The sequence below is a fragment of the Allochromatium humboldtianum genome, assembly GCF_013385175.1.
GTDB lineage: Bacteria > Pseudomonadota > Gammaproteobacteria > Chromatiales > Chromatiaceae > Thermochromatium > Thermochromatium humboldtianum.
The window spans coordinates 25,317-46,980 of the sequence record NZ_JABZEO010000012.1; the positions used below are offsets into that span (position 1 = coordinate 25,317).

Below are 21,664 nucleotides of genomic sequence, written 5' to 3' on the forward strand. Positions count from 1 at the left end.
CGGGGGCTTGTGAGATGAGCCTTCAGCGCGTTGTCCTCGACACCAACTGCCTGGTCTCGGCCTTGATCTTCTCGCGGGGCAGGTTTGACTGGCTGCGGGAAGCCTGGCAGACCAAGCGCTTCACCGCCCTGGCCAGTCACGACACGGTCAGCGAACTGCTACGGTTGCTCACTTACCCCAAGTTCAAGCTGACCCGCGAGGAGCAGGAAACGCTACTGGCCGACTTCCTCCCTTACGTCGAAACCGTCAAGATCGACACCACACCAGAGAGCTTGCCCGACATTCGCGACGCGGACGACATCATCTTTCTGGTGCTCGCTGTCGTCGGTCGTGCCGATGCCCTAGTCAGTGGCGATGGTGACATTCAAGCCGTTCGGGACCAGTTTCACGTTCCCATTCTGACCGTCGCGGAATTCGCCGACTGGTTGCAGTCGCACTAACGCGAACCTGCAAAAAAGAGAAGTCACTGCCCAGCAGGGTGTAGGGTTGGTATTGGGGGAAGCAGGACTTGAAGCTCGCCAGCCGGAGCACGTGGTCATCAAATGTTCTCGTAGCTGAGGCGGGATTTGCATTCCAGGGCGATCACGGTATCCGTATCCACTACCAGCAGATCGACTTCCATCCGGGACTGGCGATCTGTCAGGTCCATGGATTCGATGGCCCGCTATCCGGCGGGAGCAATCGACAGCCGTTCGATTCGGCACTGGGGATCGAGATTGCAGACCCCATCCCAATGGGCGGCGCGGATGTTGCGCGTGAGACTGAACGGCGCCGCATCCTGAATCCGGGCCAGCGAGCGCTCGAGATGCCCTCCCGGCAGCCCACCATCGGCCACGCCCACCGTCAGGCTGTAATCTCCCGCCATCAGCCGCGCCGCAAAACTGTAGCTGACCTCCACACATTCACCCGCCGCGACCGGACCGATGCTCAGACCCATCCCATGCGTGTGCGTCATATAGAGCGCCTCACCCCGCCGGTCGCGCACCTGGAAACCGACATGCGGATCCTGAAGCGCCGTGTGGAAACGCACCCGCACCCGCAGCGTGAGTTCGCTGTCGCCGACCAGCGTCCGCACCGGCCGCCCCTGATGCAGCACCTCGACACGCTCGATCGTGACATCCCCCCGCCCATAGGAACCGACAGGCCTCTCCGGCGCCTCATCCTCGGCGATCTCCAGATCCCCCGTGCCGAGCCGGTTGGCGATGGTCGCGTTGTAGAGATCGATGACCCGGCGCGGTTCGGCGTCCAGCTTCACCACCCCGCCTTCGAGCAAAATCGCGCGATCGCACAACGCATAGACCGTGCTCATGGCGTGCGAGACGAACAACAGCGTGGTACCCGCCGCCCGAAACGCACGGATGCGCTCGAAACACTTCTGCTGAAAGAAGATGTCCCCAACGGCCAGCGCCTCATCGACGAGCAGGATATCGGGACGCACCGCCGTGGCCACGGCGAAGGCCAGCCGCACCTGCATACCGCTGGAATAGGTCCGCACTGGCTGGTCGATGTAGTCCCCGATGTCGGCGAAGGACTCGATGTCGTCCATGCAGGCCGCAATGGTGGCCGCATCCAACCCGGCGAGCGACGCCGAACTCCAGACGTTCTCGCGCCCCGTGAACTCGGGATGGAACCCGATCCCCAGCTCCAGCAGGGCCGCCAGACGCCCTCCCCGCTCGATGGCGCCCGTGGTCGGCTGGGTGGTACCGGCGATGAGCTTGAGCAGCGTGCTCTTGCCGGCGCCGTTGACGCCGATCACGCCGACCGACTCCCCAGGCGCGATGTCGAGATCGATGTCGCGCAGAATCCAGCACGGCTGATGCTGTGGACCCAACCCCACCCACTCGGCGAGCCGACCCCATTTGTGCGTATAGCGTTTGTACGCCTTGCCCAGGTTGCGAATGCGTAGATGCCCCATGTCGCTCCGGTTCCCCGTCAGAGTTCGTCGACGATCTCACCGCCGAGCCGCCGATAGGCCAGCCAGCCCAGGACCAGCAGCAGCCCGGCGAGCGTCAGCGGATAGACGAGCGTCGACCAGTCGGGTGCGCGCGCGTCCAGAAAGATCGACTGCATGGCGGCCACCATGGGCAACACCGGATTCCAGCCGAGCAGCGCCGAGAGCCAGTCGGGCAGGATGGAGCGCACATAGACGATGGGCGTGAACCAGAACCAGAACTGGAGCACCAGCGCCGTGAATTGCTCGATGTCGCGATAGAAGACGTTGATGGTCCCGGCCAACAGCCCCAGCCCGACGGTGAAGGCGACCAGGATCAGGATCACGGGCACGGCGGCAAACACGACCCAGCCCGGAAAATACCCCGCCAGCACCAGGAAGGCCATGAACAGCGCCATGATGATGGCGTAGTGCAGCAGGCTGGAGAGGATGGCGATCAGCGGCAGGGTGAGTTTGGGAAAGCTGACCTTCTTGAGCAGGTTGGCATTGTTGACGAAGATCCCGACCGAACGCCCGAGCAGTTCGCTGAAGACGGTCCAGGTGAGCAGCCCGGCACAGAGATAGACGCTGTAGGCGATGGGCGCATCATGCCCGGCCAGCGTGGGCCGCATGAGATTGGAGAACACCAGCGTATAGAGCAGGATGAGCGCGAAGGGATGGATCACGGCCCAGGCCAGTCCGAACTGGCTGCCCAGATAGCGGGCGCGCAGTTCGCGCTGGACACTGGCCAGGATGAAGCCGCGATAGGCCCAGAGTTCGCGCAGCAGGGTGAGCGGCAGCGCGCTCAGCGAGATGGCGGAGGGTTGACCCGTGTTCATGCGCTCGGCTCCAGTTGGCGGACGAGGCCGGTGAGCATCCCCTTGAGCCGGCGCGAGCGCCGCCTGGAGTCATGGCGATCGGCAAAGTCCCGCACGCGCTCGCCGGCCTGGCGCGCGAACTCGGGCTTTTGCAGGCGAGCGATCAGATCGGCCAGCCCCTCGGCGAGTTCGGCGGGCGCGGTGCCGGGCAGACGCAGGACGGCCGGCTCGACGTCCGCGAAGAACGCCAGCGGGGTGACGGCGATCGGGCGCCCGGCCGAGATGGCCATGCGCACGGCGGCCGAGGACGACTCCTGGGTGTGCTGGTAGGGAAAGACGATCAGATCGGCCTGGGCCAGCCGGGCGATGCAGTCCTGATCGGAGAGATAGTCGGTCTCCAGCGTGACGTGCTCGCTCAGACCGAGTTCGAGGATGCGCGCCCGCAGGGCTTTCAGCTCGGCGTCTGAGGCGGCGGCCGAGTACCAGGCATTGATCATCAGCAGATGCAGGTTCGGATGTGCGGCGATGAGTTCGGGCAGGGCCTCGATCATCTGGCTCAGCCCCTTGTGCGGCATCAGATAGCCGTAAGTCGCCAGCACGGTCGCGCCGTCCGGACCGCGCGTGCGGCGCTCCGCGAGCCGCTCCTCGTCGCTGGGTCGTGGGATGTCATAGACACACAGCGGCCAGAGCGTCACGTTGGCCGATAAGCCCCAGTCCTGGAGACGCTCCACGTCGTCGAGGGTATGGGCCAGTATCCGGTCGACCCGGCTCAGAGGCGCCACGAAGGTCGGTTGGATCATCTCAGGCAGCGCACTGCGCGTGTTGTGCAAGTCGAGCACGACCCGGATGCCTTGACGACGCAGCGACTCGCACAGCCTTGCCAGGGCCAATGGCCCGAAGAAGGCCCAGTGATACTGGATGACGAGGATCTCCAGACGCTCGCGGCGTGCCGTATCGACGATGGCCGTGAGATCGTCTTCGCCCAGACGCCAGAGACGGCGGATGTTCGGTGCGTCCGGGTGTTCGAGCCGTTCGTTCTCTGGGGCCAGGACCAGGAGCGCGTCCGGCTCGAAGGCGCGCGTCAGATGGAGCGAATAGGCGGCGATGCCGCAGCGCGAACCCCAGGTGCTCACCCAGCCGACCCGTACCGGCGGTCGCGGTCCGGGCTGGGCGTCGATCCGTGCCAGGGCGTCGCGGGTGAGCCGGGCCACGCGCGACCAGGTGTAACGCTCGCGCACGCGCGCTCGGGCCAGTTCCAGTCGTGGCCGAAGCTGCTCGGGAGCCGCCATGTAGAGTTCGCGCATGAGCTGGCTGAGATGCTCGGGATCCGGTTCGCTCCAGAGCGAATCGGGCACCGCGAGATGGGTGCACGCCGGCGCGGGTCGCTGGTCGATGAGCCAGGCGGTGTCGGCGTCGCAGAAGTCCAGATGGCCGCCCCAGCCGGTGACGATCACCGGTCGTCCGTGCAGCATGGCCTCGGCGATGGGCAGCCCGAAGCCCTCGCCCCGGCTGGGCGCGACCAGCACCTGACAGGCGTCGTAGAGTCCGGCGATCTGACCGGGCGTCCAGTCGTCGAGGATGATCTCGACCCTGGGATAGTGCCGGTCGCGCGCGCGGTAGCGTTCGAGCTGTTCGACGACGTCGTTGTGCGGATTGGGGAAGCTCTTGATGACGAGCACGACATCGTGGAAATCGCGAAAAGCGCGTCCATAGGCCTCCAGCAGGATATCGGCCCCCTTGCGTGGAAAACAGGAGGAGATGTGCAGGAAGCGAAAGCCTTCGGGCAGGACGCACGGCAGCGGCTCGGGCATGGCTTCGAGCAGATGCTCGACCCCGTTGCCGACCACGGCGATCGGAACCTCGACCCCGGCGTCCTGGAGGAAGCGCGCGGTCTGGGTCGAGACGACGGTGATGAGGTCGAGCACGCGGTTGAAGTCCTGGGCGTCCGCCGACGGAAACCCGGTCTCCTCCCAGGCATAGTTGGCCAGGACGCGCCGCTCGCCGCGCATGTCGCGCACGCGCGGCGGCCAGGCGTTGCGCAGCGCGACGCTCGGCGCGCGCGGGTCGCGGCTCGACTCCCACATCGCGCGTAGCCGTGCCGGGTCTTCGACGGCGGCGAAGTTGGGCTGGGGATCGTCGCCCTGCTCATAGGTCAGTAGCGCGACCTGTTCTCCAGGCTCACCGCTGTCCTCGAGCGCCATGGCGAGACGGCGGTTGACGATGGCCAGACTGTAGCTGGAGTCGAAGACGCCCTCGACGCGCCAGCGCCGGCTGTCCGGGTCGAGCGACCAGGGGCGCTGACCGTCGAGCGTGCGGCGCCGGGTCGGCGGATCCGTGGCGAGCAGGAGCAGCAAACCGGCCATCTCCTGGGGCGTGGCATCGGCGACGGCCAGACCGCCGCCGGTCCAGGCGTCGGCCCCGTCGGGGAGCCGGACGATGGCTGGAATCGCGAGCCGGGCGAGCCGGGACTTGTAGCGTTCGAGTTCGGCGACAGGCAGGCAGAGCGCTTCGAGCTGAGCCAACCGGGCGAGTCCGGTCGCGGATTCGAGCGCGGCGCTGTCGAGGCTCAAGCCAGGACGCGACGCAAGCCGGCAGGCATCGGCCCCCGTGCTTGCGTCCTGCATGAGTACGAGCCGCACCGGAAGGGGGGCGAGCCGGGTCAGGGTCTCGGCCAGTGACTCCAGCCAAGCCAAGGTTTCGGACGACGGCTCGGCAGGATCGAGCGCGAATCCGATCAGGATCTCGTCGGTCTTGACACGGGTCTGGAGCGGAGGGGGCAAGGCCGGGCGAGCGGTATCAATCATCGGATGAGGCGTATTCTGTCTGGGATGGCACTGGATAGAATGGTACACGCGCGATCAGGGCATAGTCCTGTCCGCCGTAGAGCAGCCGGTTCAACGGATCGGCCGACTCGGCGTCTTCGCGATACTGAGGCCAGGGATTGAGGCGCTCGATACGCACGTCGATGAAACCGAAGTGCCGGGCCAGCTGATGGAGCAGGGGCGGCGGCAGAGGACGCACATGCGTGGGGTCCATCCAGAAACTGTAGGCACCCACTTGCAGGTTCTCGGGATTGGGCGTCTCCAGGATCAGCAGACCGCCCGGACGCAGTACGCGCCGGGCTTCGGAGAAAAGCACCAGCAGACTGTCGAGCGGCAGATGCTCGACGAGCTGAAAAGCCGTGATGGCCGCCGGCGTTCGATCACCGAGAGAAGCGAGATATTCGAAGAGATCGGCGTGATGGACGCGCAAGCCCGCACGACGCGCGACACCGACCAGGGTCGCGTTGCTGTCGACGCCTCGGGCCTGGAAGCCTTCCCCGTCCAGCAGGGCCAGCCAATCGCCGCGACCGCAGCCGAGGTCGAGGACATGGCCGGCGCTCGGATCGGGGATGGCCTCGCGCACGAAAGGCAGATAGACACACTGGCGCGTGCGGATGTCCTGGGGAGAACCGCGATGCGTCTCCTCGAACTCCATGTACCAATCGTCACGTTGCGCGCCGATCGTCGGTGGCGGCGGTGGCGCGACCGGGGCCTGGATGGCCGCGAACCGTGATTCCAGCAGCTCGATCTCGCGACGCATGAAGTCCTGGTCGAACTGGAGAGCGGCACAACGCCGATCCAGCACCATGGAGCCTTGTTCGGCAAGACGTTGGCGCTCGCGCATCCCCTGTTCGAGCTGCTTGAGACCGACCTGGGTCTCCTGAATGGCCAGTTGGAGACGATACAAGCGCCCCTGGATGGTGAGCAACGCCCATGTGAGGTTGAACAGATCCCGTATTCCGGGGAGGCGTTGGATCAACCAATGAGGCGAATAACCGTTCGTACGCCAGGAGCGCAGCAGGCTCAGTCTCCCCGTTATCCATTTCAGCCCGGACGCACCTGTCGCGGATGTCTGATCCGCGACGGACGAGTGCTGCGCAGTCAGCGCTGACAGGCTGTCGTCACTCGGGGACGTCAGCACGCGTTCGAGCCTGGTTTGGAGCGCCTGGATGTGGTGTGTATCGCTGAACAGTTTTGGCATGATGATCACGTCGATTCCCGGCTGCATGACGGATCGATCGCGGGCGATCCGTGCAGTCCGAACCTGATGATGCGGCGGTCGGCAGGCAATCTCAGGAGGATTGGGTGATGAGCAGGATACCGGCCAGGATGCAGCCCATCCCGACGAGGCGATAGACACCGAGCGTCTCGCCCAGGACGAAGGCCCCGGCCACGCCAACCAGTACGAAGGTGCTGCCGGCCATGATGGGAGCGGCAACGGTCAGCGGATTGACGGCGAAGACCTTGACCGTCAACAGAAAACTGGCGCCATAGAGGCCGACGGCCAGCATCAGCACCGGATTCATCCAGGCCAGGATACCAGAGCCACGCTCCACCAGATGTCCCGCTTCCTTGATGGCCAACTGCGCACCGACATTGCACAGGACCGCGATCAGCGCCAAGAGGGGTTGATTCATGCGTCTTCCCTTGGAGGTGGCTTGAGCAGATAGGGCGGACGGCCCTTGATCTCGTCATAGAGCCGACCGAGATAGTGACCGATGATACCCAGGGCGATCATGAGCGATCCGCCGATGATGATGAGCAGCAGATTGACCGTGGTGAAGCCGTCGAGTGCCACACCCATGAATTTCTGATAGAGGCTGTTGAACCCGATCAGCACGCCCAGCGCGAGCGTCATGAAGCCGAGGGCGGTGATCAGATGCAGCGGCAGACTGGAGAAACTGGTCAGGTTGTCGATGGCGTAACGCAGGAGTCTGAGCCGACTCCAGCGACTGGCGCCAAGCTCGCGCTCGGCCACTTCGAACGGGATACGGGCCGTTGGATAGCCGGCCCAGTGTATCAGTCCCCGGAAGAAGCGCCGACGCTCGGGCAGGGCATGGTAAAGCTCGACCACGGCGCGGTCGAGCAGCTTGTAATCGCTATGGTTGCGCAGATCCATGCCGGCGAAGTGTCTGAACATCCAATAGAACGACTGGGCGTAGACCCTGGCGAGCCAGGACTCGTCGCCACGATCGACCTTGACGCACTCGACCACGGCGAACCCCGAGCGCCAATGACGAAGCATCTCTGGGATCAGGGCGGGAGGATGCTGTAGGTCTGCGTCCAGGACGATGGCACAAGCTCCTTTCGACGCGACCAATCCGGCATGGATGGCCGCCTCCTTGCCGAAATTGCGCGTGAAATACAACGGACGGATACGCGGATCGTCCCGAGCGGCACGCGCGAGTTCCAGAGAAGTGGCATCGGTCGAACCATCATCCACGGCGATCAGCTCGATATCGGACTCATCGTCGACAGCCGCGAGGATGATCGCCAGGTTGCGGCGAATCGAGACGGCCTCGTTGAAGACGGGCACGACCAACGAAATCAGGCTTGACATCGGCATGGAGGAAATGAAAAGCGTCCTGGATGTTCAACGTGGCTCGACGATCAAACGTCTGATCCGCAGATCGCCGTGCCCCGGGTAGATCGTGCGAACCTCGAGCGGACCATCGTCGTCGGAGACATCGAATTCGATCAATAATGATCGGCTCCGGCCGGCCGTTCCCATGAGGGAACCCTCACCATAGATCCGGCGGCGACCGCCATCGATGGGGGCCGCGACCGCATCCCAAACCCCGGCGGTTCGATCGACAGGCAAGTGACTGCGGTAGTCCAATCGCGCGCGATAGGAACCAGCCGGCAGGGCCACATAGGGACCAAAACTCAGGAAGTCATGCGCCTCGGGATTCTCCGGCCGCAGTTCGCCGTCGATGACCGTACCGATATTGGTTGAGAGATTGTCGGCCAGCCATTGTAAACGACCGCCGGGCAAATAGCGCAGTGTCGACTGCAATTTCAAGGGGACATCATTCCAGGCGTCAGACGACATGCCCGGTTTGCACAGGAGCGCCTGGCGCCACTGCGAGCACTCGCCACGCGCGAGCGCATTCCTGAAGCCATCGGGAATGGTCATCGGAGAGCGACTGAAGAAGGGCGAGGCCAAGACATAGAGTTGGCCGGTCTCGAACGGGCGCGAAAATTTTGCGCTCTTGGCGGCACAATCTAGGTTGGCACGAGCGATGTAGCCGCTGTCGAGCGTCAACCCGAAATGTCCGGCCAGACGCTGGAAGAAGAAATACTGATCGATATCGCCCTCTTGGCAGCCAAAGGCCGGGTGCAGATCGATCCGTTTCACGTCATGCAGCACAGCCTTCCAAGGCGAGAGATCCCCCTGAGCCTGCTCCTCGACGCGATCTGTCAGGCGCTGCCGAATCGGTTGCACGTCCCACCACTGGAGGGGCAGGACGAGGAGCAGGATCGGCATCACCTGAGGCGGTCCGAACCGCTTGAGTACCGTTGCCAGCGCAACGAAGGTCAGCAGATAGAACACCGGCCAGAAAAAACGCCCGCCGGCGCGGAAGATCCCGGTCGCCCAGGCCAGCATGTCCGGCAATGGAAGTTCGAGAAGCAGATGCGTCCCCAGATAGACGCGATTCGAAACGGCGTAGAGCGTGCAGGCAAGTGCACAGAGCATGAGGCCCGGATAGCGGTTCCGGATCATCGGCCAGTCGATCGAGCCGCGATCGCGAATGAGTGCCGTGAATCCTATCGCGACGAGCAGCCATACGCCCGCGCCAAGATAGTTGAAACCCTCGTATTGTCCCCCGGTCGCATCCACGAAACATGGCGTCAGGCGACCGCCGCACAGAGGCGCGAGCAGATTCATCGAGTAGAGCCCAAAGCCCTCGGCGCGCAAGCCGCTGCCCCCATAGCCGAAGACCGGCACGATGAATGCGAGCACGGCCAGGGTGATGAGCAGGCGACTCACTTGCTTTCCCCAGGAGCCTCCCGTACGCGCCTCATCGAACAGGAAGGCCAGGAAGATCCCAAAACAGATCGCCAGCCAATAGGGATGTACCAGCAAGCCGATCAGCGCAGTCGCGGCCAGCCACCAGGCCGAACGCGCACGCGGCCAGAGATCGCGTATACCCCTGAAATACAGGCCGAGCGCAAACAGGACGAGTCCGTGCGCCATCAAGGCCGAATGGCCCAGGCGCCAGGACAGGATCGGAGCCATCAAGGCCAGAGCCACCGCCGCCAGGGAGGCGAACCATTGGCGACAACCCAGGGAGCGAATCAGAAACACGCCCGCGAGTGCCTGCATCAGGATGACGAGCACATGCCAAAGACCGAAGTACTGGAAGTCTTCAGGCAGCCAGGGTGAAAGCAGCTTGAACGAGATCGCCAGCAACGGAATGCTGTCGGTAAAGGCGATGGAGACGCCCTCAGGTGCATTCAGACGATTGGTATGCAGCAGCGGAAAACGCCACTCGTCGTCACGATAGAACTGCCACCCGGAGAGATGTTGAGCAAAGTCTCCGGTTTCGAACAGATGCGCCCGCCCCGCCAGAAAGTCATGCGGAAACACGGACCAGGCCACCAGACTCGCGATCAGAATAGCGACTGAATAGGCGACTGCCGATGACCATTCGGTCACCGGGATCTTAGATGACATCCGTGACCTCGGGAATCTCAGTGATGGCCATCCGACACCCGACCATAAAGGCGTATCGTCTGCTCGACACAGGCTCCCCATGTGTAATGGGCGGCGCGCTTCAATCCCATTGCTCGCGCCTCGCGCCTCCAGGTGTCATCCTCGAGTCCGCGCTGCATGGCTTGACGCAAGGCGTCGATGTCGAGCGGATCGACCTGAAGCGCGACGCCTTGCACCAGCTCCGAAAGCGTTGGGCAGGTCGAGGTGACGAGTGGGACACCGCAGGCCATCGCCTCGAGCGGCGGCAGGCCGAAGCCTTCATAGAAGGACGGAAAGACGAAGAGGCGCGCGCCGGCGATGAGGCAGGGCAGGTCGGATTGGTCGACGTACTCCAGGTATCTGAGGGTTCCGCCGGATCGGGCCGCCTCGATGCGCTCATGGATGGCGGCGCTGTTCCAGCCGCGCGCACCGATCAGGAGCAGAGGGAAACGATGCTGCAATGCGACCGGCAAGCGAGCATGGGCCTCGATCAGTCCGGTGATGTTCTTGCGCGGTTCGATTGTCGCCACACAGAGACAATAGGCATCGGGCGTCAGACCATAGATACGCACACAGGAAGCGAGTTCGGTCGTTGAGCGGGGATGGAAGGATCTGCCGACACCCAGTGGGATCGCGCCGATGCGATCGGCCGGCCAGCCGCAGTGCTCGATGACCTCGCGCCGGATGGATTCGGAGTCGGTGATCAGGTACTGAGCACGCGCGAGCGTCCTGGGCCATTCATGCTCGAACAGAGCGCGGCGCTCGGCGGGATGGAATTGCGGGTAACGTATGACCGAAAGGTCATGGATGGTCGCCACGGCCGGACCCGAACAGGGGGGCAGGAAATAGTTGGGCGAATGATAGAGATGGTCGGAGAATCCACTGAGTCGCCGCCAGGCGAGCAGCGACCGCCACTGACGGTAGCCGGCCATGATGGGGGATATGGAGGCCAGTCGGGTGGCCAAAGCCATCGTCAAGGACGACCGGGACTCGCCGTCCGGGCCGGCAGTCAATGCCTCATCGTCGGGTGAGGGTGGTTCGACCCAGCGCCCGCCGCCCATGAAACGAGCCGAGGAGACCAGCGGATGTCCATTCAACCCCCTCGCCAGCTCATAGGCGTAGCGACCGATGCCGGTGAGGGGGTGGCGGATCGCATCGATATCGAGGATGAGCCTTATCCCCATCATTGACACATGAGCGCGATGGTCAAATCGATGAACATGATCTCGAAATCGGCGTCTTCCTGGCTTTCGATGCCGGCGAGAAAATCTCGCCCATAGTCGGCATCCATCGCACAGGGTTGTGTTTGCTGGACGCGCCTGAACTCTTCGAGAAAGGCTTGGGCTGCCGCGATCTTGGCGTCGAGTACCGCTTGATCCGCTGCCGCTGCATTGTAGGCGATGGTATAGGCCATCTCGGCCACCGAGATACGGCCTGAGTCCACTAACCCGGCCCAATAGCTGAGTCCGGCCGATTGAGGATCCCGCGCAAAGAGAGATCGGAACACCTGAGTGATCTTCTGCCCTGTCGTCAGCGGACCATAGAGCGCCTGGGATTCGGATGACTTGAAGAAGTCATCGACGAGGATCAGATAATTTCCACCCGTCATGTTCATCCAGTTCGAATAATAATCGAAACCGGCAGGTGCCGGCGGACGCCCGAAATAACCGGCATACATGACATAGACCTGCCTCGAATACTGAGACTGCCCCCCCTGAGAGGACGTAGTAGCCGATATCACGTTCGAATTGGCGCTCTGTCCCGCATCATTGTAGGCACGAACTCGATAGTAATAGGTCGTGCTTGGACTCAAGCCAGTCACAGCCTGACTCGTGATATTGCCGAGTGCCCCATCGTATAGTTTCGTCGTGAACGCGCTGCTCGTGGACAGCTCCAGCCAATAACCCGTCACACCTGTGACGCTGCTCCAATTGGCGGTGAACCCCGTGCCGGTGACATTCGTTGCGGCCAGTGCCACGGGTGCGGACGGGATGGTCGGCTCGGTCGAACCCCCGGTTCTATAGGCGGCGACGACGTCCTGGGTCTGACGCAGCAGACGCGCGTTGTCGCCATGGATGGCATGACCGGCGGCAACGCCCTGGTAGGTCTTGAGCGGCGTGGAGAACAACGGCGCTTCCGTGTAAGAGCTGCCATAGCCATCGTCATCATAGGCCATGATGGTGTGATATTTGACGCCATTGGTTCCAGTGAAGTACCAGCCGGCCGAATACTGATTGTCGAGGTTGGGGTTCGGCCCGGGATCCGATGCCTGATATTTTGAATGATGGGCGCCGAGATTGTGACCGACCTCATGCGTCAGGGTATGGTCGATCGCGACGGCGCGGATGGCATTGACGGTGTGGGCATAATTGGCGTGACCGGACCAGTCCATAAGCATATAGCCTATTCCGACATAGCCATAGGCCGAACCATGATCGACGAGCATCGACACCAGATCGGCGCCATAGGTGTTGCGGGCTGTGGCGACGGCGGCGAAGGGTCCGGTCCCAGCCTGCAGTGCATTCAGATCGGCAGAGAGCGGCGTCGTTGTGCTCGACTGGGTGGTGTAGGCGACCGACATCGAATGCACGAGCCGGAAGGTGATGTCAACGCCGCTGTTCTGCATCGCCTGGTTCATGCGATTGACGACATCCTGCGAGAAGGCCGTCATGCCGCCGTTGGAGGCGACCCAGGAGGTGGCTGTGGTGTCATAGACGAGCATGATGTCGATGGTGGCGGCTTGGACGGCACGCGCCCAAGGCAGAATCGAAAAGACCAGGAATATGAATGCCGCTAGGCGAAAACCGCCGAATCTTCTTCTGGAAGGATCCATGACGAACCTCTTGCGCTGAGTGCTCGATGAAAGACCTGTGGGACCCATGACCGGCGATCAATCCGGCGGTGGGATGATCGGAGACGAATGGATGACGGGAGGGCGGTTGCGCGGATCATATTCAGTGACCCGTCCGACACCGGTCTCGGTATCGCCCACGACCCGATATAGATAGGGCGAATGGGGGTCGCTGAAGGTCATCAGATAACTCTCGGGAGTGAGCGTCATGGAGAAGGTCGACAGATCGCTGTCCGAGACGCGCCCATTGATGGAGAGCGTGTCCGGTGTCGGGCGCGACTCGGACGTGACAAGGATCTCGACATAGGCGTCGGGGAAGAATTCGAGCGCCAGGGTCTTGGGCGTCGGCGCCTCGGACGCGCGCTGCCGACTGGAAGCACCGGTGGCCGGATCGAGCAGATCGGTTTGGAGGATCACAGCGCCGGCGCGGACCATGAAGCCGGAGGAATCGGCCTTGACCGCCGACTGGGCCTCACGAGCCGCGGCAACCTGCTCGGTGCTCGCGCGCAGGATCTGTGACACGGGAGCACCCTCCCCGCTCGCCGCAAGCGCAACAAGGGCGGATGGCGCAAACAACAGGCCGCTGAGCAACACTTTCCGGAACATGCTATCCACCTCTTCGTTTCGCATCGCCTGTAACTGAGTACGCATCCGCCGAATCCCGGCGGACTCGACTCAGTCTATAGCACGAGTCGGCAAATAGACTTGGCTTTCGACGCAAATGTTGACGCAGGTCACGTCGGAGAGGAACCTCACTCCTCCCGGAAGGCCTGCGCCACGCGATCGGTGAGCGGACGGATGAGATAGTCGAAGAAGGTGCGCTCGCCGGTCTTGATCATGGCATCGACCGGCATCCCGGCCTGGAGCACGCGCCCCTCGAGCTTGGCTACGCCCTCGGGTGTGACCTCGATGCGGGCGAGGTAATAAGGCTGGTTGGTGGCCTGATCGACGAGCCGGTCGGCCGAGACGGTCAGAACGCGCCCTGGAATGACAGGTGTGGTGCGGGCATTGAAAGCGCTCATGTGCAGATCGGCTTCCAGTCCGGGCGCGATGCGGTCGATGTCGATGGGCTGGACGCGGGCCTCGATGATGAGCGACTCGCCCTCGGGAACGACGTCGAGGATGTGATCACCGGGACGGATGACGCCGCCGACGGTGTGCACGCTGGTGCCGACCACGGCGCCGGCGGCCGGTGATCTGACGACGGTACGCTCGACGGTCTTGCCGAGTGCGCGCATGCGTTCGCGCAGGTCGGCGAGCTTGGTCTCGACGTCGCGCAGTTCGGTGACGACCTCGCTGGTGAACTTGCGCTTGAGCTGGGCGATCTGGATCTCGGTCTCGCCGATCTGGATGCGCGCGGCGGCGATGTCGGATTGGTGCTGGGCGCGCTCACCTTCGAGTTCCGCTGACAGACGTTCGTATTCGCGCAGGGTGCGTTTGTCGCCAAGTCCCTTGTCGAAGAGCTTGACCATGCCGTCGATCTCTTCCTGATAGAGATCGATACGCTTGGTCTTGGTCAGGATCAGGGCTTCGAGACCACGGATCTGCTCCTGGAGCTGGTCGCGACGCTGTTCGAGCACCTGGCGCTCGCCGTTGAGCGACTTGCGGCGGGCCTGGAAGACCCGCTGCTCGCCGGTGATGGCCTCGGCGATGCGCGGGTCGTCCTGGGCGGCAAGGAGTTCCTCAGCGAAGGATATCTCGGTGAGATCGTCGCGCTCGGCGATCAGACGCGCCTCCTGGGCGCGCAGAGACAGGAACTGGCCGCGGGCGATCTCGAGCTGGGCGCCGGCCTCGGTGTCGTCGAGCCGGACCAGCACGTCGCCCTCGGCCACGCGGTCGCCCTCGCGCACCAGGATCTCGCTGACGATACCGCCATCGAGATGACGCACGGTCTTGCGCGCCGACTCGACCGCGACCACGCCTGGAGCCACGGCGGCGCCGTCGAGGGGGGCGAGCAGCGCCCAGGTGGTGAAGCCGCCGAGCGCGATCAGCAGGACGAGCAGGCCAATGAGGCGCTCGGGCTTGTCGCTGATAGGGATGGGGGAGGAGTCCTCGGTCGCGCCGAGATGACGGGGAGTGACTGTGATGTCCATGATGGTTCAACCGGCGGCTTGAGCGGGGAGCGTACCCGTGGCGGCGGGGCGCGGAACGGCGGTCGGGCGGGCGAACTGGGCCAGCACCTGATCACGCGGACCGAACATCTCGGTCTGTCCCTCGCGCATCACCAGGATCTTGTCGACCGAGCCGAGGATGCTGGGTCTGTGGGTGATGATGACGACGGTCGTGCCTTCCGCCTTGAGTTGGGCGATGGCCTTGACCAGCGCCGATTCGCCCTGCTCGTCGAGGTTGGAGTTGGGTTCGTCGAGCACGACCAGGACCGGATTGCCGTACATGGCGCGCGCCAGACCGATACGCTGGCGCTGGCCGCCCGAGAGCACGGCGCCGGCATCGCCGATCGGGGTGTCGTAGCCCTTGGGCAGACGCAGGATCATCTCGTGGACCTGCGCACGCTGGGCGGCGGCGACCACCTTTTCAGGATCGATCTCGCCGAAGCGGGCGATGTTCTCGCTCACGGTGCCGTCGAAGAGCTCGATGTCCTGCGGCAGATAGCCGATGTAGGGACCGAGTTCGTCGCGGTTCCAGTGGCCGATGTCGGCCCCGCTCAGACGCACCTTGCCGGCGGCCACCGGCCAGACGCCGAGCAGCACGCGCGCCAGACTCGACTTGCCGGCGGCGCTCGGGCCGATGACGCCGATGACCTCGCCGGGGGCGATCTCGAACTGCACGCCGCGCAGCACCGGCAGGTTCGATCCGGGCGGGGCGGCCAGTACGCCCTCGAGCGTGACCCGGCCGTCGGGCGCTGGCAGGCTCATGTAGCGCGGACGCTCCGGGATGGCGTGCAACAGATCGTGCAGACGCTTGTAGGCCGAGCGCGAGGCGAGGAAGCCCTTCCAGCCGCCGATGAGCTGATCGATCGGCGCCAGGGCGCGGCCCATGATGATGGAACCGGCGATCATGACGCCCGCGGTGAACTGCTGCTGGATGACCAGATAGGCGCCCAGACCCAGGATCAGCGACTGGAGCGTGATGCGCAGCACCTTACTGGCATTGGAGAGCATGGCGGCGCGGTCGCTGGCCAGGGCCTGGAGCCTGAGCACCTCGCGATGGCGCTCGAACCAGCGCTGGTGCACGCGCGGCAGCATGCCCATGGCTTCCAGGGCCTCGGCATTGCGCAGGTTGCCGCCGAGATAACTGCGCGCGCCGATGGCCAGACCATTGGCCTTGCCGAGCGGCTGGCGGGTGACGATCTCGTTGGCGAGCGCGAGCGCGAACAGGATGACTGAGCCGACGATGGCGAACCAGCCGAGCCAGGGATGCATGAGGAAGAGCACGGCGATGTAGACCGGCATCCAGGGCACGTCGAAGAAGGCGAAGAGCCCGTTTCCGGTCAGGAACTGGCGCAGGTTTGTGAGATCCTCGATCGGCTGGGCGCCGGCGCCGCGACCGTCGCGCAGCTTGGCGTCGAACATGGCGCCGAACAGACGCGGATTGAGCTGCATATCGAGCCGGGCGCTGACACGCACCAGGATGCGCGAGCGCAGCAGTTCCAGCAGGCCCATGACGGCGAACAGCCCGACCACCAGGATGGTCAGCATGATGAGGGTCGACTCGCTGCTGCTGGCCAGGACGCGGTCGTAGACCTGGAGCATGTAGATCGCCGGGGTCAGCATCAGCAGGTTGATGAAGAGACTGAAGAAGCCGGCGAAGAGGAAGGAATTGCGACTGGCCTTGAGGGCCGCACGCAATTCGTCGTCTGGACGATGGTTGGGTTTCACGGATGGGCCTGCAGATGAGATTCGGTGGTCGGTACCAGGGATGTGACCCGAAGGGTCCGGCGCGTCCGGTCTTGGAACCTGGACGGCCGGAACCGACCCTCGTCGCGATCACGCGAAACGTGCGTCTTTGGTACCTGGAAAGATGCCCGATTATAGCTCAGCCCAAGACCGATGCGCCAATGGGTTGGATGGCGCTCCGTCGCCGCTCAAGGACTGCCCCAGTCGAATTTCAGGACGTCCTGATCCTCCAGCGAGAAGGAGGCCGGCGTCCTGGCGGTGGTCTGAGCGGCGTTCGCCCGGAGGTCGGCCAACCGTCCGAGCAGACCGATATGTTGCATCGCGAGCAACTGGCAGTAGGCCAGGGGCAGGCCCCCAACGCGGCGCAGTTCGAGGAAGTGCTCGTCGGACGCGTGGTTGAGCGCAGACTCGTCGATCTGGAACAGACCCTGGATCCGGCGCTCGTTCTCACCGGCCTTGAGCTGGATCGGCCAGGGGCGGATCAGTTCCAATCGTGCCAGCGTGTCGCAGACCAGGGTGGTCTGTTCACGGTTACGCTCGACCTGCTGTAGAAAATCCAGCACCTGCTTCAGGCTCTCGGCCGGCTCTCCGGCGGCATCGAAGAAGGGTTCGCCCTGCCCCGCTTCCGTCAACAGACCGCTGTCCTCGTCCAGACAGAGTACCCGGTCGCCGTTCTCGGTACGCGCCAGCGCGAAGGGATGGCCGCGCAGGGCCGATGGGATATAGGCGCCGATCCAGCGGCCATCGGGGGCGACGAAAAGGTTGGTGGTTGGTTCGAGACCGAGCACGGCCACCGGGACGTAGCGCTCGTTCTGCCGGACGAAGGCGATCGGCAGCGACATGGCCGCCTTGGGCAGTTCGGCCGCGACGAGCGGCGCCAGCGCCGTGCGCGCGGCGAAGGCGTAGGAGTCGAAGCGTTTCCAGCCCTTGTCGGCATGACGTTCGCGGGAGATGGGGACGATGTTTGGCATGATGTCGATCGGTGATAGGGTTTGTTTCGCGAATTCGTATTATAAATTCTGATACAGCCGCAATGTACGCTTGACACAGAGATCCCATGTGTAGCCGCGTGCGCGCTGAAGACCAAGCTCAGCCGCTTGCAGACGCCAGGTTTCATCCTCGAGACCACGCTGCAAAGCCATGGTCAGGGCATTGGTATCGTACGGATCGATTTGCAAGGCGACCCCCGAAGTCAATTCACTCGAAGTCGGAATCTTTGATGTCACCACGGGTATTCCGCTCGCCATTGCCTCCATCAATGGCAAGCCGAATCCCTCATAAAGCGATGGAAATACGAAAAGACGAGCCCCAGCAAAAATCAATGGAAGATCCGACTGAGGCACATAGTCGAGATAAAGCAGATTACCATGCCGCTGCTCATCGGCAATGCGCGCATGGACATCATCGCTATTCCAACCACGCTCCCCCACCAACACCAAGGGGTAGCGCTGACGCAGGGGCGGCAAAAGTGCGACGTAAGCATTGATCAAGCGCCCAATATTCTTACGCGGCTCGATGGTTGCCACGCATAGACAATAAGAACCGGGGGTCAAACCATAATGACGCAAACGAGATGACAACTCGGTAGATTTACGGGGGTGAAAAATACCATCGACGCCTAACGGAATCGCTGCGATACGTTCGGCAGGCCACCCGAAATAATCGATGATCTCTTGGCGGACTGCATTGGAGTCCGTGATCAGATGTGTAGCTCGTGCAAGCGTTCGAGGCAGCTCGGCTTCCATCAGGGCTACACGCGCCGGCGGATGCCAGCCAGGATCACGAAAAGTCGATATATCATGGATTGTGGCAATGGACTTACCTCCAAAAGGAGGCAAGAAATAGTTTGGCGAATGATAGAGGTGATCCTGAAACTTCCGAAGTTTCCACCAATATAATACCGGACTCAAGCGGCGATATAGATGCACGGCCCAACGACGCTGGGCCAGAAATGAACGAGATCGGAGGACAAAGGAAAGGGGAGACCTGCTATCCTCCAACCCATCGAGATCTACGGCACTCGGCAACGATATCCAACGCCCCAAGCAGAAGTAACGTATCGAGATATCTGGCGACTGAGCTGGAAGTCGTCTAGCCAGCTCCAGCGTGTAACGACCGATCCCGGTCAAAGGCGGACGAAGAGCGTCTGCCGCAAGAATGATCTTCACCTGAAGCTTCTCACCCTATGACATGAAATGTCATGTAACAGTCGGTAGGCTTGACGAGCAAGCTACTCGTGGTGGTCGAACGCCTTGAAGCCATGACGCTCGACCAGCTCGTCGCGCTCGGTGGCCTTGAGATCCTCGCGCACCATCTCGCGCACCAGTTCCTCGAAACTGGTCCGGGGCACCCAGCCGAGTTTCTCCTTCGCCTTGCGCGGGTCGCCGAGCAGAGTCTCGACCTCGGTCGGGCGGAAGTAGCGCGGATCGACGCGGACGATGACGCGACCCTGATCGTCGGTGCCGGTCTCGTCGACGCCCTGCCCCGCCCAGCTGATGCTCATCCCGAGTTCGCGCGCGGCGGCCTCGACGAAGTCACGCACGCTGTACTGGACACCGGTGGCGATGACGAAGTCTTCGGGCTGCTCCTGCTGGAGCATCAGCCATTGCATCTCGACATAGTCGCGCGCATGTCCCCAGTCGCGCTTGGCATCCAGGTTGCCCAGATAGAGACAGTCCTGCAAGCCCAGCTTGATGCGCGCGAGCGCACGGGTGATCTTGCGCGTGACGAAGGTCTCGCCACGAACGGGACTCTCGTGATTGAACAGGATGCCGTTGCAGGCATAGATCCCATAGGCTTCGCGGTAGTTGACCGTGATCCAGTAGGCATAGAGCTTGGCCACGGCATAGGGCGAGCGCGGATAGAAGGGCGTGGTCTCACTCTGGGGGACTTCCTGGACCAGACCATACAGCTCCGAGGTCGAGGCCTGATAGAAGCGGGTCTTCTTCTCCAGCCCCAGGATGCGGATCGCCTCCAGGATGCGCAATGCACCGAGCGCATCTGAATTGGCCGTATATTCCGGCTCCTCGAAGGAGACGGCGACATGGCTCTGGGCGGCGAGGTTGTAGATCTCGTCGGGCTGGGTCTGCTGGATGATGCGGATCAGGCTGCTGGAGTCGGTCAGATCGCCGTGATGCAGCACGAAGCGCTGGTCGGGCTCGTGCGGATCCTGATAGAGATGATCGATACGATCGGTGTTGAACAGCGAGGTCCGGCGCTTGAGGCCGTGCACCATGTAGCCCTTGTTCAGCAGGAACTCAGCCAGATAGGCTCCGTCCTGACCGGTGACGCCTGTGATGAGTGCGACTTTGCGTTGAGACATGATCGAAGCGAGTCCTCAAGAATCGGTACGCGAAAGATGTTCCAGTTCGGACTGAGTCATTTCCTGGATGAGTTCGGTGAATGAGGTCCGGGGCGACCAGCCGAGCACGCGCTGGGCCTTGCTCGCGTCGCCGACCAGATGCAGCGGCTCGGCCGGACGCAGGAAGTGGCGGTCGAAACGAACATAGTCGGTCCAGCCGAGTTCGACGGCAGCAAAGGCGGTCTCGATGACGTCCTGCACCCGATGCAGAATGCCGGTCGCGAAGACATAATCGTCGGGCGTATCGTGATTCAGTGCCATCCACATGCCACGCACATAGTCGCGCGCATGGCCCCAGTCACGCTGGGCGCTGGTGTCGCCGAGTACCAGTTCACGCTGACGCCCGAGCTTGATGGCGGCGGCGGCATGACAGATCTTGCGGGTAACGAAGTTCTCGCCGCGCCGGCTGGATTCGTGGTTGTAGAGGATGCCGTTGACCGCGAACAACCCATGACTCTCGCGATAGACCCGGACCATCTGGGTCGCGAACGCCTTGGCGCAACCATAGGGGTTGATGGGCGCGAGCGGCGTGTCCTCGTTCTGCGGGCTGGCGACCGGGCGGCCGAAGATCTCGCTGGAGGTGGCGTGGAAAAAGCGCGGCGGCTCGGGCAGGTCGCGCAGGATCTCCAGCAGACGCAACGTGCCCATGGCGGTGAACTCGCAGGTAGTCTCCGGGATCTCGAAGCTCAGACCCACATGGCTCTGACCTGCCAGATGATAGAGTTCGGCCGGCTGGACGCGATTGAGCACACGGCGCAGCGTGGTCGGATCGTCGAGATCGGCATAGTGCAGAAAAAGGCTCTTGTTGTAGACCTCCGGGTCGGCATAGAGATGCGCGAGCCGACTGCGCTCCAGCGTACTGGTTCGCCGCACGGAGCCATGGACCTCGTAACCCTGTTCGAGCAGCAGTTCGGCCAGATAGGAACCGTCCTGCCCCGTGATGCCGGTGATGAAAGCCTTGTTGTTCAAGTCGACCTCGCGAATGGGCGCCCTTGGGTAGAGGATATCAGGCGGGGATTGTCGCGCGATTCGGCCCCTTTGGGCAAAGTTTGATGCTCGCGCCCGAACGGCGCGCCTCTCAGAGCGACGTCGCCTCGCAAAAGGCATCCCAGTATTCCAGGGCGATGGCCCGGCTGTCGGCGAAGTGCGCGGCACCGAGCAGCCCGAGTATATATAGCCATTCGCTCTGATATCCGGACAGCTCCATCGGTTTACCCGCGTGATCAAAGGGCCGGCGATGATTTCACATCAGATGGCTATAACCGATTGCGCATCGGAAGGTGTGGGGCCGATGATAGCGACACCCTGGAGGTTCGAGCCGAGACGGCCGCT

The 21,664-nt window shown here is 63.1% G+C and carries 18 protein-coding genes; 1 reads left to right on the forward strand and 17 read right to left on the reverse strand.

What is annotated here, in order from left to right:
- The first annotated feature begins 14 nt into the window (after window positions 1-14).
- Entirely contained in the window at window positions 15-440 is a 426-nt protein-coding gene (locus tag HW932_RS16025) for a putative toxin-antitoxin system toxin component, PIN family (RefSeq protein WP_176977505.1), read from the forward strand.
- 224 nt (window positions 441-664) lie between these two features.
- On the opposite strand, the gene HW932_RS22035 is transcribed toward HW932_RS16025, so the two are convergent.
- The 17 genes from HW932_RS22035 to HW932_RS22040 form a co-directional block, all read right to left on the reverse strand.
- A complete protein-coding gene (locus HW932_RS22035; protein WP_176977506.1) occupies window positions 665-1,915 on the reverse strand; it encodes an ABC transporter ATP-binding protein in 1,251 nt (416 codons plus the stop codon).
- A 17-nt stretch (window positions 1,916-1,932) separates the two neighbouring features.
- Entirely contained in the window at window positions 1,933-2,769 is an 837-nt protein-coding gene (locus tag HW932_RS16035; RefSeq protein ID WP_222932409.1) for an ABC transporter permease, read from the reverse strand.
- Window positions 2,766-5,552, reverse strand: a complete 2,787-nt coding sequence (locus HW932_RS16040) for a glycosyltransferase family 4 protein (protein WP_176977507.1) — start codon at window positions 5,550-5,552, stop codon at window positions 2,766-2,768. The genes HW932_RS16035 and HW932_RS16040 overlap by 4 nt, the downstream gene beginning before the upstream one ends.
- Complete coding sequence (locus tag HW932_RS16045) at window positions 5,545-6,549, reverse strand: class I SAM-dependent methyltransferase (protein ID WP_176977508.1); 1,005 nt, start codon at window positions 6,547-6,549, stop codon at window positions 5,545-5,547. The genes HW932_RS16040 and HW932_RS16045 overlap by 8 nt, the downstream gene beginning before the upstream one ends.
- A 313-nt stretch (window positions 6,550-6,862) precedes the next feature.
- Complete coding sequence (locus tag HW932_RS16050) at window positions 6,863-7,207, reverse strand: hypothetical protein (RefSeq protein WP_176977509.1); 345 nt, start codon at window positions 7,205-7,207, stop codon at window positions 6,863-6,865.
- Complete coding sequence (locus HW932_RS16055; RefSeq protein ID WP_222932410.1) at window positions 7,204-8,106, reverse strand: glycosyltransferase family 2 protein; 903 nt, start codon at window positions 8,104-8,106, stop codon at window positions 7,204-7,206. The genes HW932_RS16050 and HW932_RS16055 overlap by 4 nt, the downstream gene beginning before the upstream one ends.
- Window positions 8,107-8,163: 57 nt before the next feature.
- A complete protein-coding gene (locus tag HW932_RS16060) occupies window positions 8,164-10,248 on the reverse strand; it encodes a DUF6311 domain-containing protein (protein ID WP_176977510.1) in 2,085 nt (694 codons plus the stop codon).
- A gap of 17 nt (window positions 10,249-10,265) precedes the next feature.
- Window positions 10,266-11,450, reverse strand: a complete 1,185-nt coding sequence (locus HW932_RS16065; RefSeq protein WP_176977511.1) for a glycosyltransferase family 4 protein — start codon at window positions 11,448-11,450, stop codon at window positions 10,266-10,268.
- The gene (locus HW932_RS16070) at window positions 11,450-13,099 is read right to left on the reverse strand and encodes a M12 family metallo-peptidase (protein WP_176977512.1); all 1,650 of its coding nucleotides are present in this window, start codon (window positions 13,097-13,099) and stop codon (window positions 11,450-11,452) included. Before HW932_RS16070 ends, HW932_RS16065 begins: the two co-directional genes overlap by 1 nt.
- A gap of 57 nt (window positions 13,100-13,156) precedes the next feature.
- Window positions 13,157-13,639, reverse strand: a complete 483-nt coding sequence (locus HW932_RS16075) for a hypothetical protein (RefSeq protein ID WP_176977513.1) — start codon at window positions 13,637-13,639, stop codon at window positions 13,157-13,159.
- Window positions 13,640-13,869: 230 nt separating this feature from the next.
- The gene (locus HW932_RS16080; RefSeq protein ID WP_176977514.1) at window positions 13,870-15,210 is read right to left on the reverse strand and encodes an HlyD family type I secretion periplasmic adaptor subunit; all 1,341 of its coding nucleotides are present in this window, start codon (window positions 15,208-15,210) and stop codon (window positions 13,870-13,872) included.
- A 6-nt stretch (window positions 15,211-15,216) separates the two neighbouring features.
- Window positions 15,217-16,953: a type I secretion system permease/ATPase gene (locus tag HW932_RS16085; RefSeq protein ID WP_176977515.1), complete on the reverse strand. Its 1,737-nt coding sequence runs from the start codon at window positions 16,951-16,953 to the stop codon at window positions 15,217-15,219.
- A 206-nt stretch (window positions 16,954-17,159) separates the two neighbouring features.
- Window positions 17,160-17,942 (reverse strand): SapC family protein, encoded by a 783-nt coding sequence (locus HW932_RS16090; RefSeq protein ID WP_176977516.1) that lies wholly within the window; start codon window positions 17,940-17,942, stop codon window positions 17,160-17,162.
- 39 nt (window positions 17,943-17,981) lie between these two features.
- A complete protein-coding gene (locus HW932_RS16095; RefSeq protein ID WP_176977517.1) occupies window positions 17,982-19,139 on the reverse strand; it encodes a glycosyltransferase in 1,158 nt (385 codons plus the stop codon).
- Between the two features lie 62 nt (window positions 19,140-19,201).
- Window positions 19,202-20,293 (reverse strand): GDP-mannose 4,6-dehydratase, encoded by a 1,092-nt coding sequence (gmd, locus tag HW932_RS16100; protein WP_176977518.1) that lies wholly within the window; start codon window positions 20,291-20,293, stop codon window positions 19,202-19,204.
- Between the two features lie 15 nt (window positions 20,294-20,308).
- Complete coding sequence (locus HW932_RS16105; protein ID WP_246296872.1) at window positions 20,309-21,301, reverse strand: GDP-mannose 4,6-dehydratase; 993 nt, start codon at window positions 21,299-21,301, stop codon at window positions 20,309-20,311.
- Window positions 21,302-21,410: 109 nt separating this feature from the next.
- A complete protein-coding gene (locus HW932_RS22040) occupies window positions 21,411-21,539 on the reverse strand; it encodes a hypothetical protein (protein WP_281358222.1) in 129 nt (42 codons plus the stop codon).
- Between the last annotated feature and the right edge of the window lie 125 nt (window positions 21,540-21,664).

Coding starts and splice junctions, on each gene's coding strand:
- HW932_RS16025 (WP_176977505.1), top strand. CDS start 15: ATGAGCCTTCAGCGCGTTGTCCTCGACACCAACTGCCTGGTCTCGGCC.
- HW932_RS22035 (WP_176977506.1), bottom strand. CDS start 1,915: ATGGGGCATCTACGCATTCGCAACCTGGGCAAGGCGTACAAACGCTAT.
- HW932_RS16035 (WP_222932409.1), bottom strand. CDS start 2,769: ATGAACACGGGTCAACCCTCCGCCATCTCGCTGAGCGCGCTGCCGCTC.
- HW932_RS16040 (WP_176977507.1), bottom strand. CDS start 5,552: ATGATTGATACCGCTCGCCCGGCCTTGCCCCCTCCGCTCCAGACCCGT.
- HW932_RS16050 (WP_176977509.1), bottom strand. CDS start 7,207: ATGAATCAACCCCTCTTGGCGCTGATCGCGGTCCTGTGCAATGTCGGT.
- HW932_RS16060 (WP_176977510.1), bottom strand. CDS start 10,248: ATGTCATCTAAGATCCCGGTGACCGAATGGTCATCGGCAGTCGCCTAT.
- HW932_RS16065 (WP_176977511.1), bottom strand. CDS start 11,450: ATGGGGATAAGGCTCATCCTCGATATCGATGCGATCCGCCACCCCCTC.
- HW932_RS16070 (WP_176977512.1), bottom strand. CDS start 13,099: ATGGATCCTTCCAGAAGAAGATTCGGCGGTTTTCGCCTAGCGGCATTC.
- HW932_RS16080 (WP_176977514.1), bottom strand. CDS start 15,210: ATGGACATCACAGTCACTCCCCGTCATCTCGGCGCGACCGAGGACTCC.
- HW932_RS16090 (WP_176977516.1), bottom strand. CDS start 17,942: ATGCCAAACATCGTCCCCATCTCCCGCGAACGTCATGCCGACAAGGGC.
- gmd (WP_176977518.1), bottom strand. CDS start 20,293: ATGTCTCAACGCAAAGTCGCACTCATCACAGGCGTCACCGGTCAGGAC.
- HW932_RS22040 (WP_281358222.1), bottom strand. CDS start 21,539: ATGGAGCTGTCCGGATATCAGAGCGAATGGCTATATATACTCGGGCTG.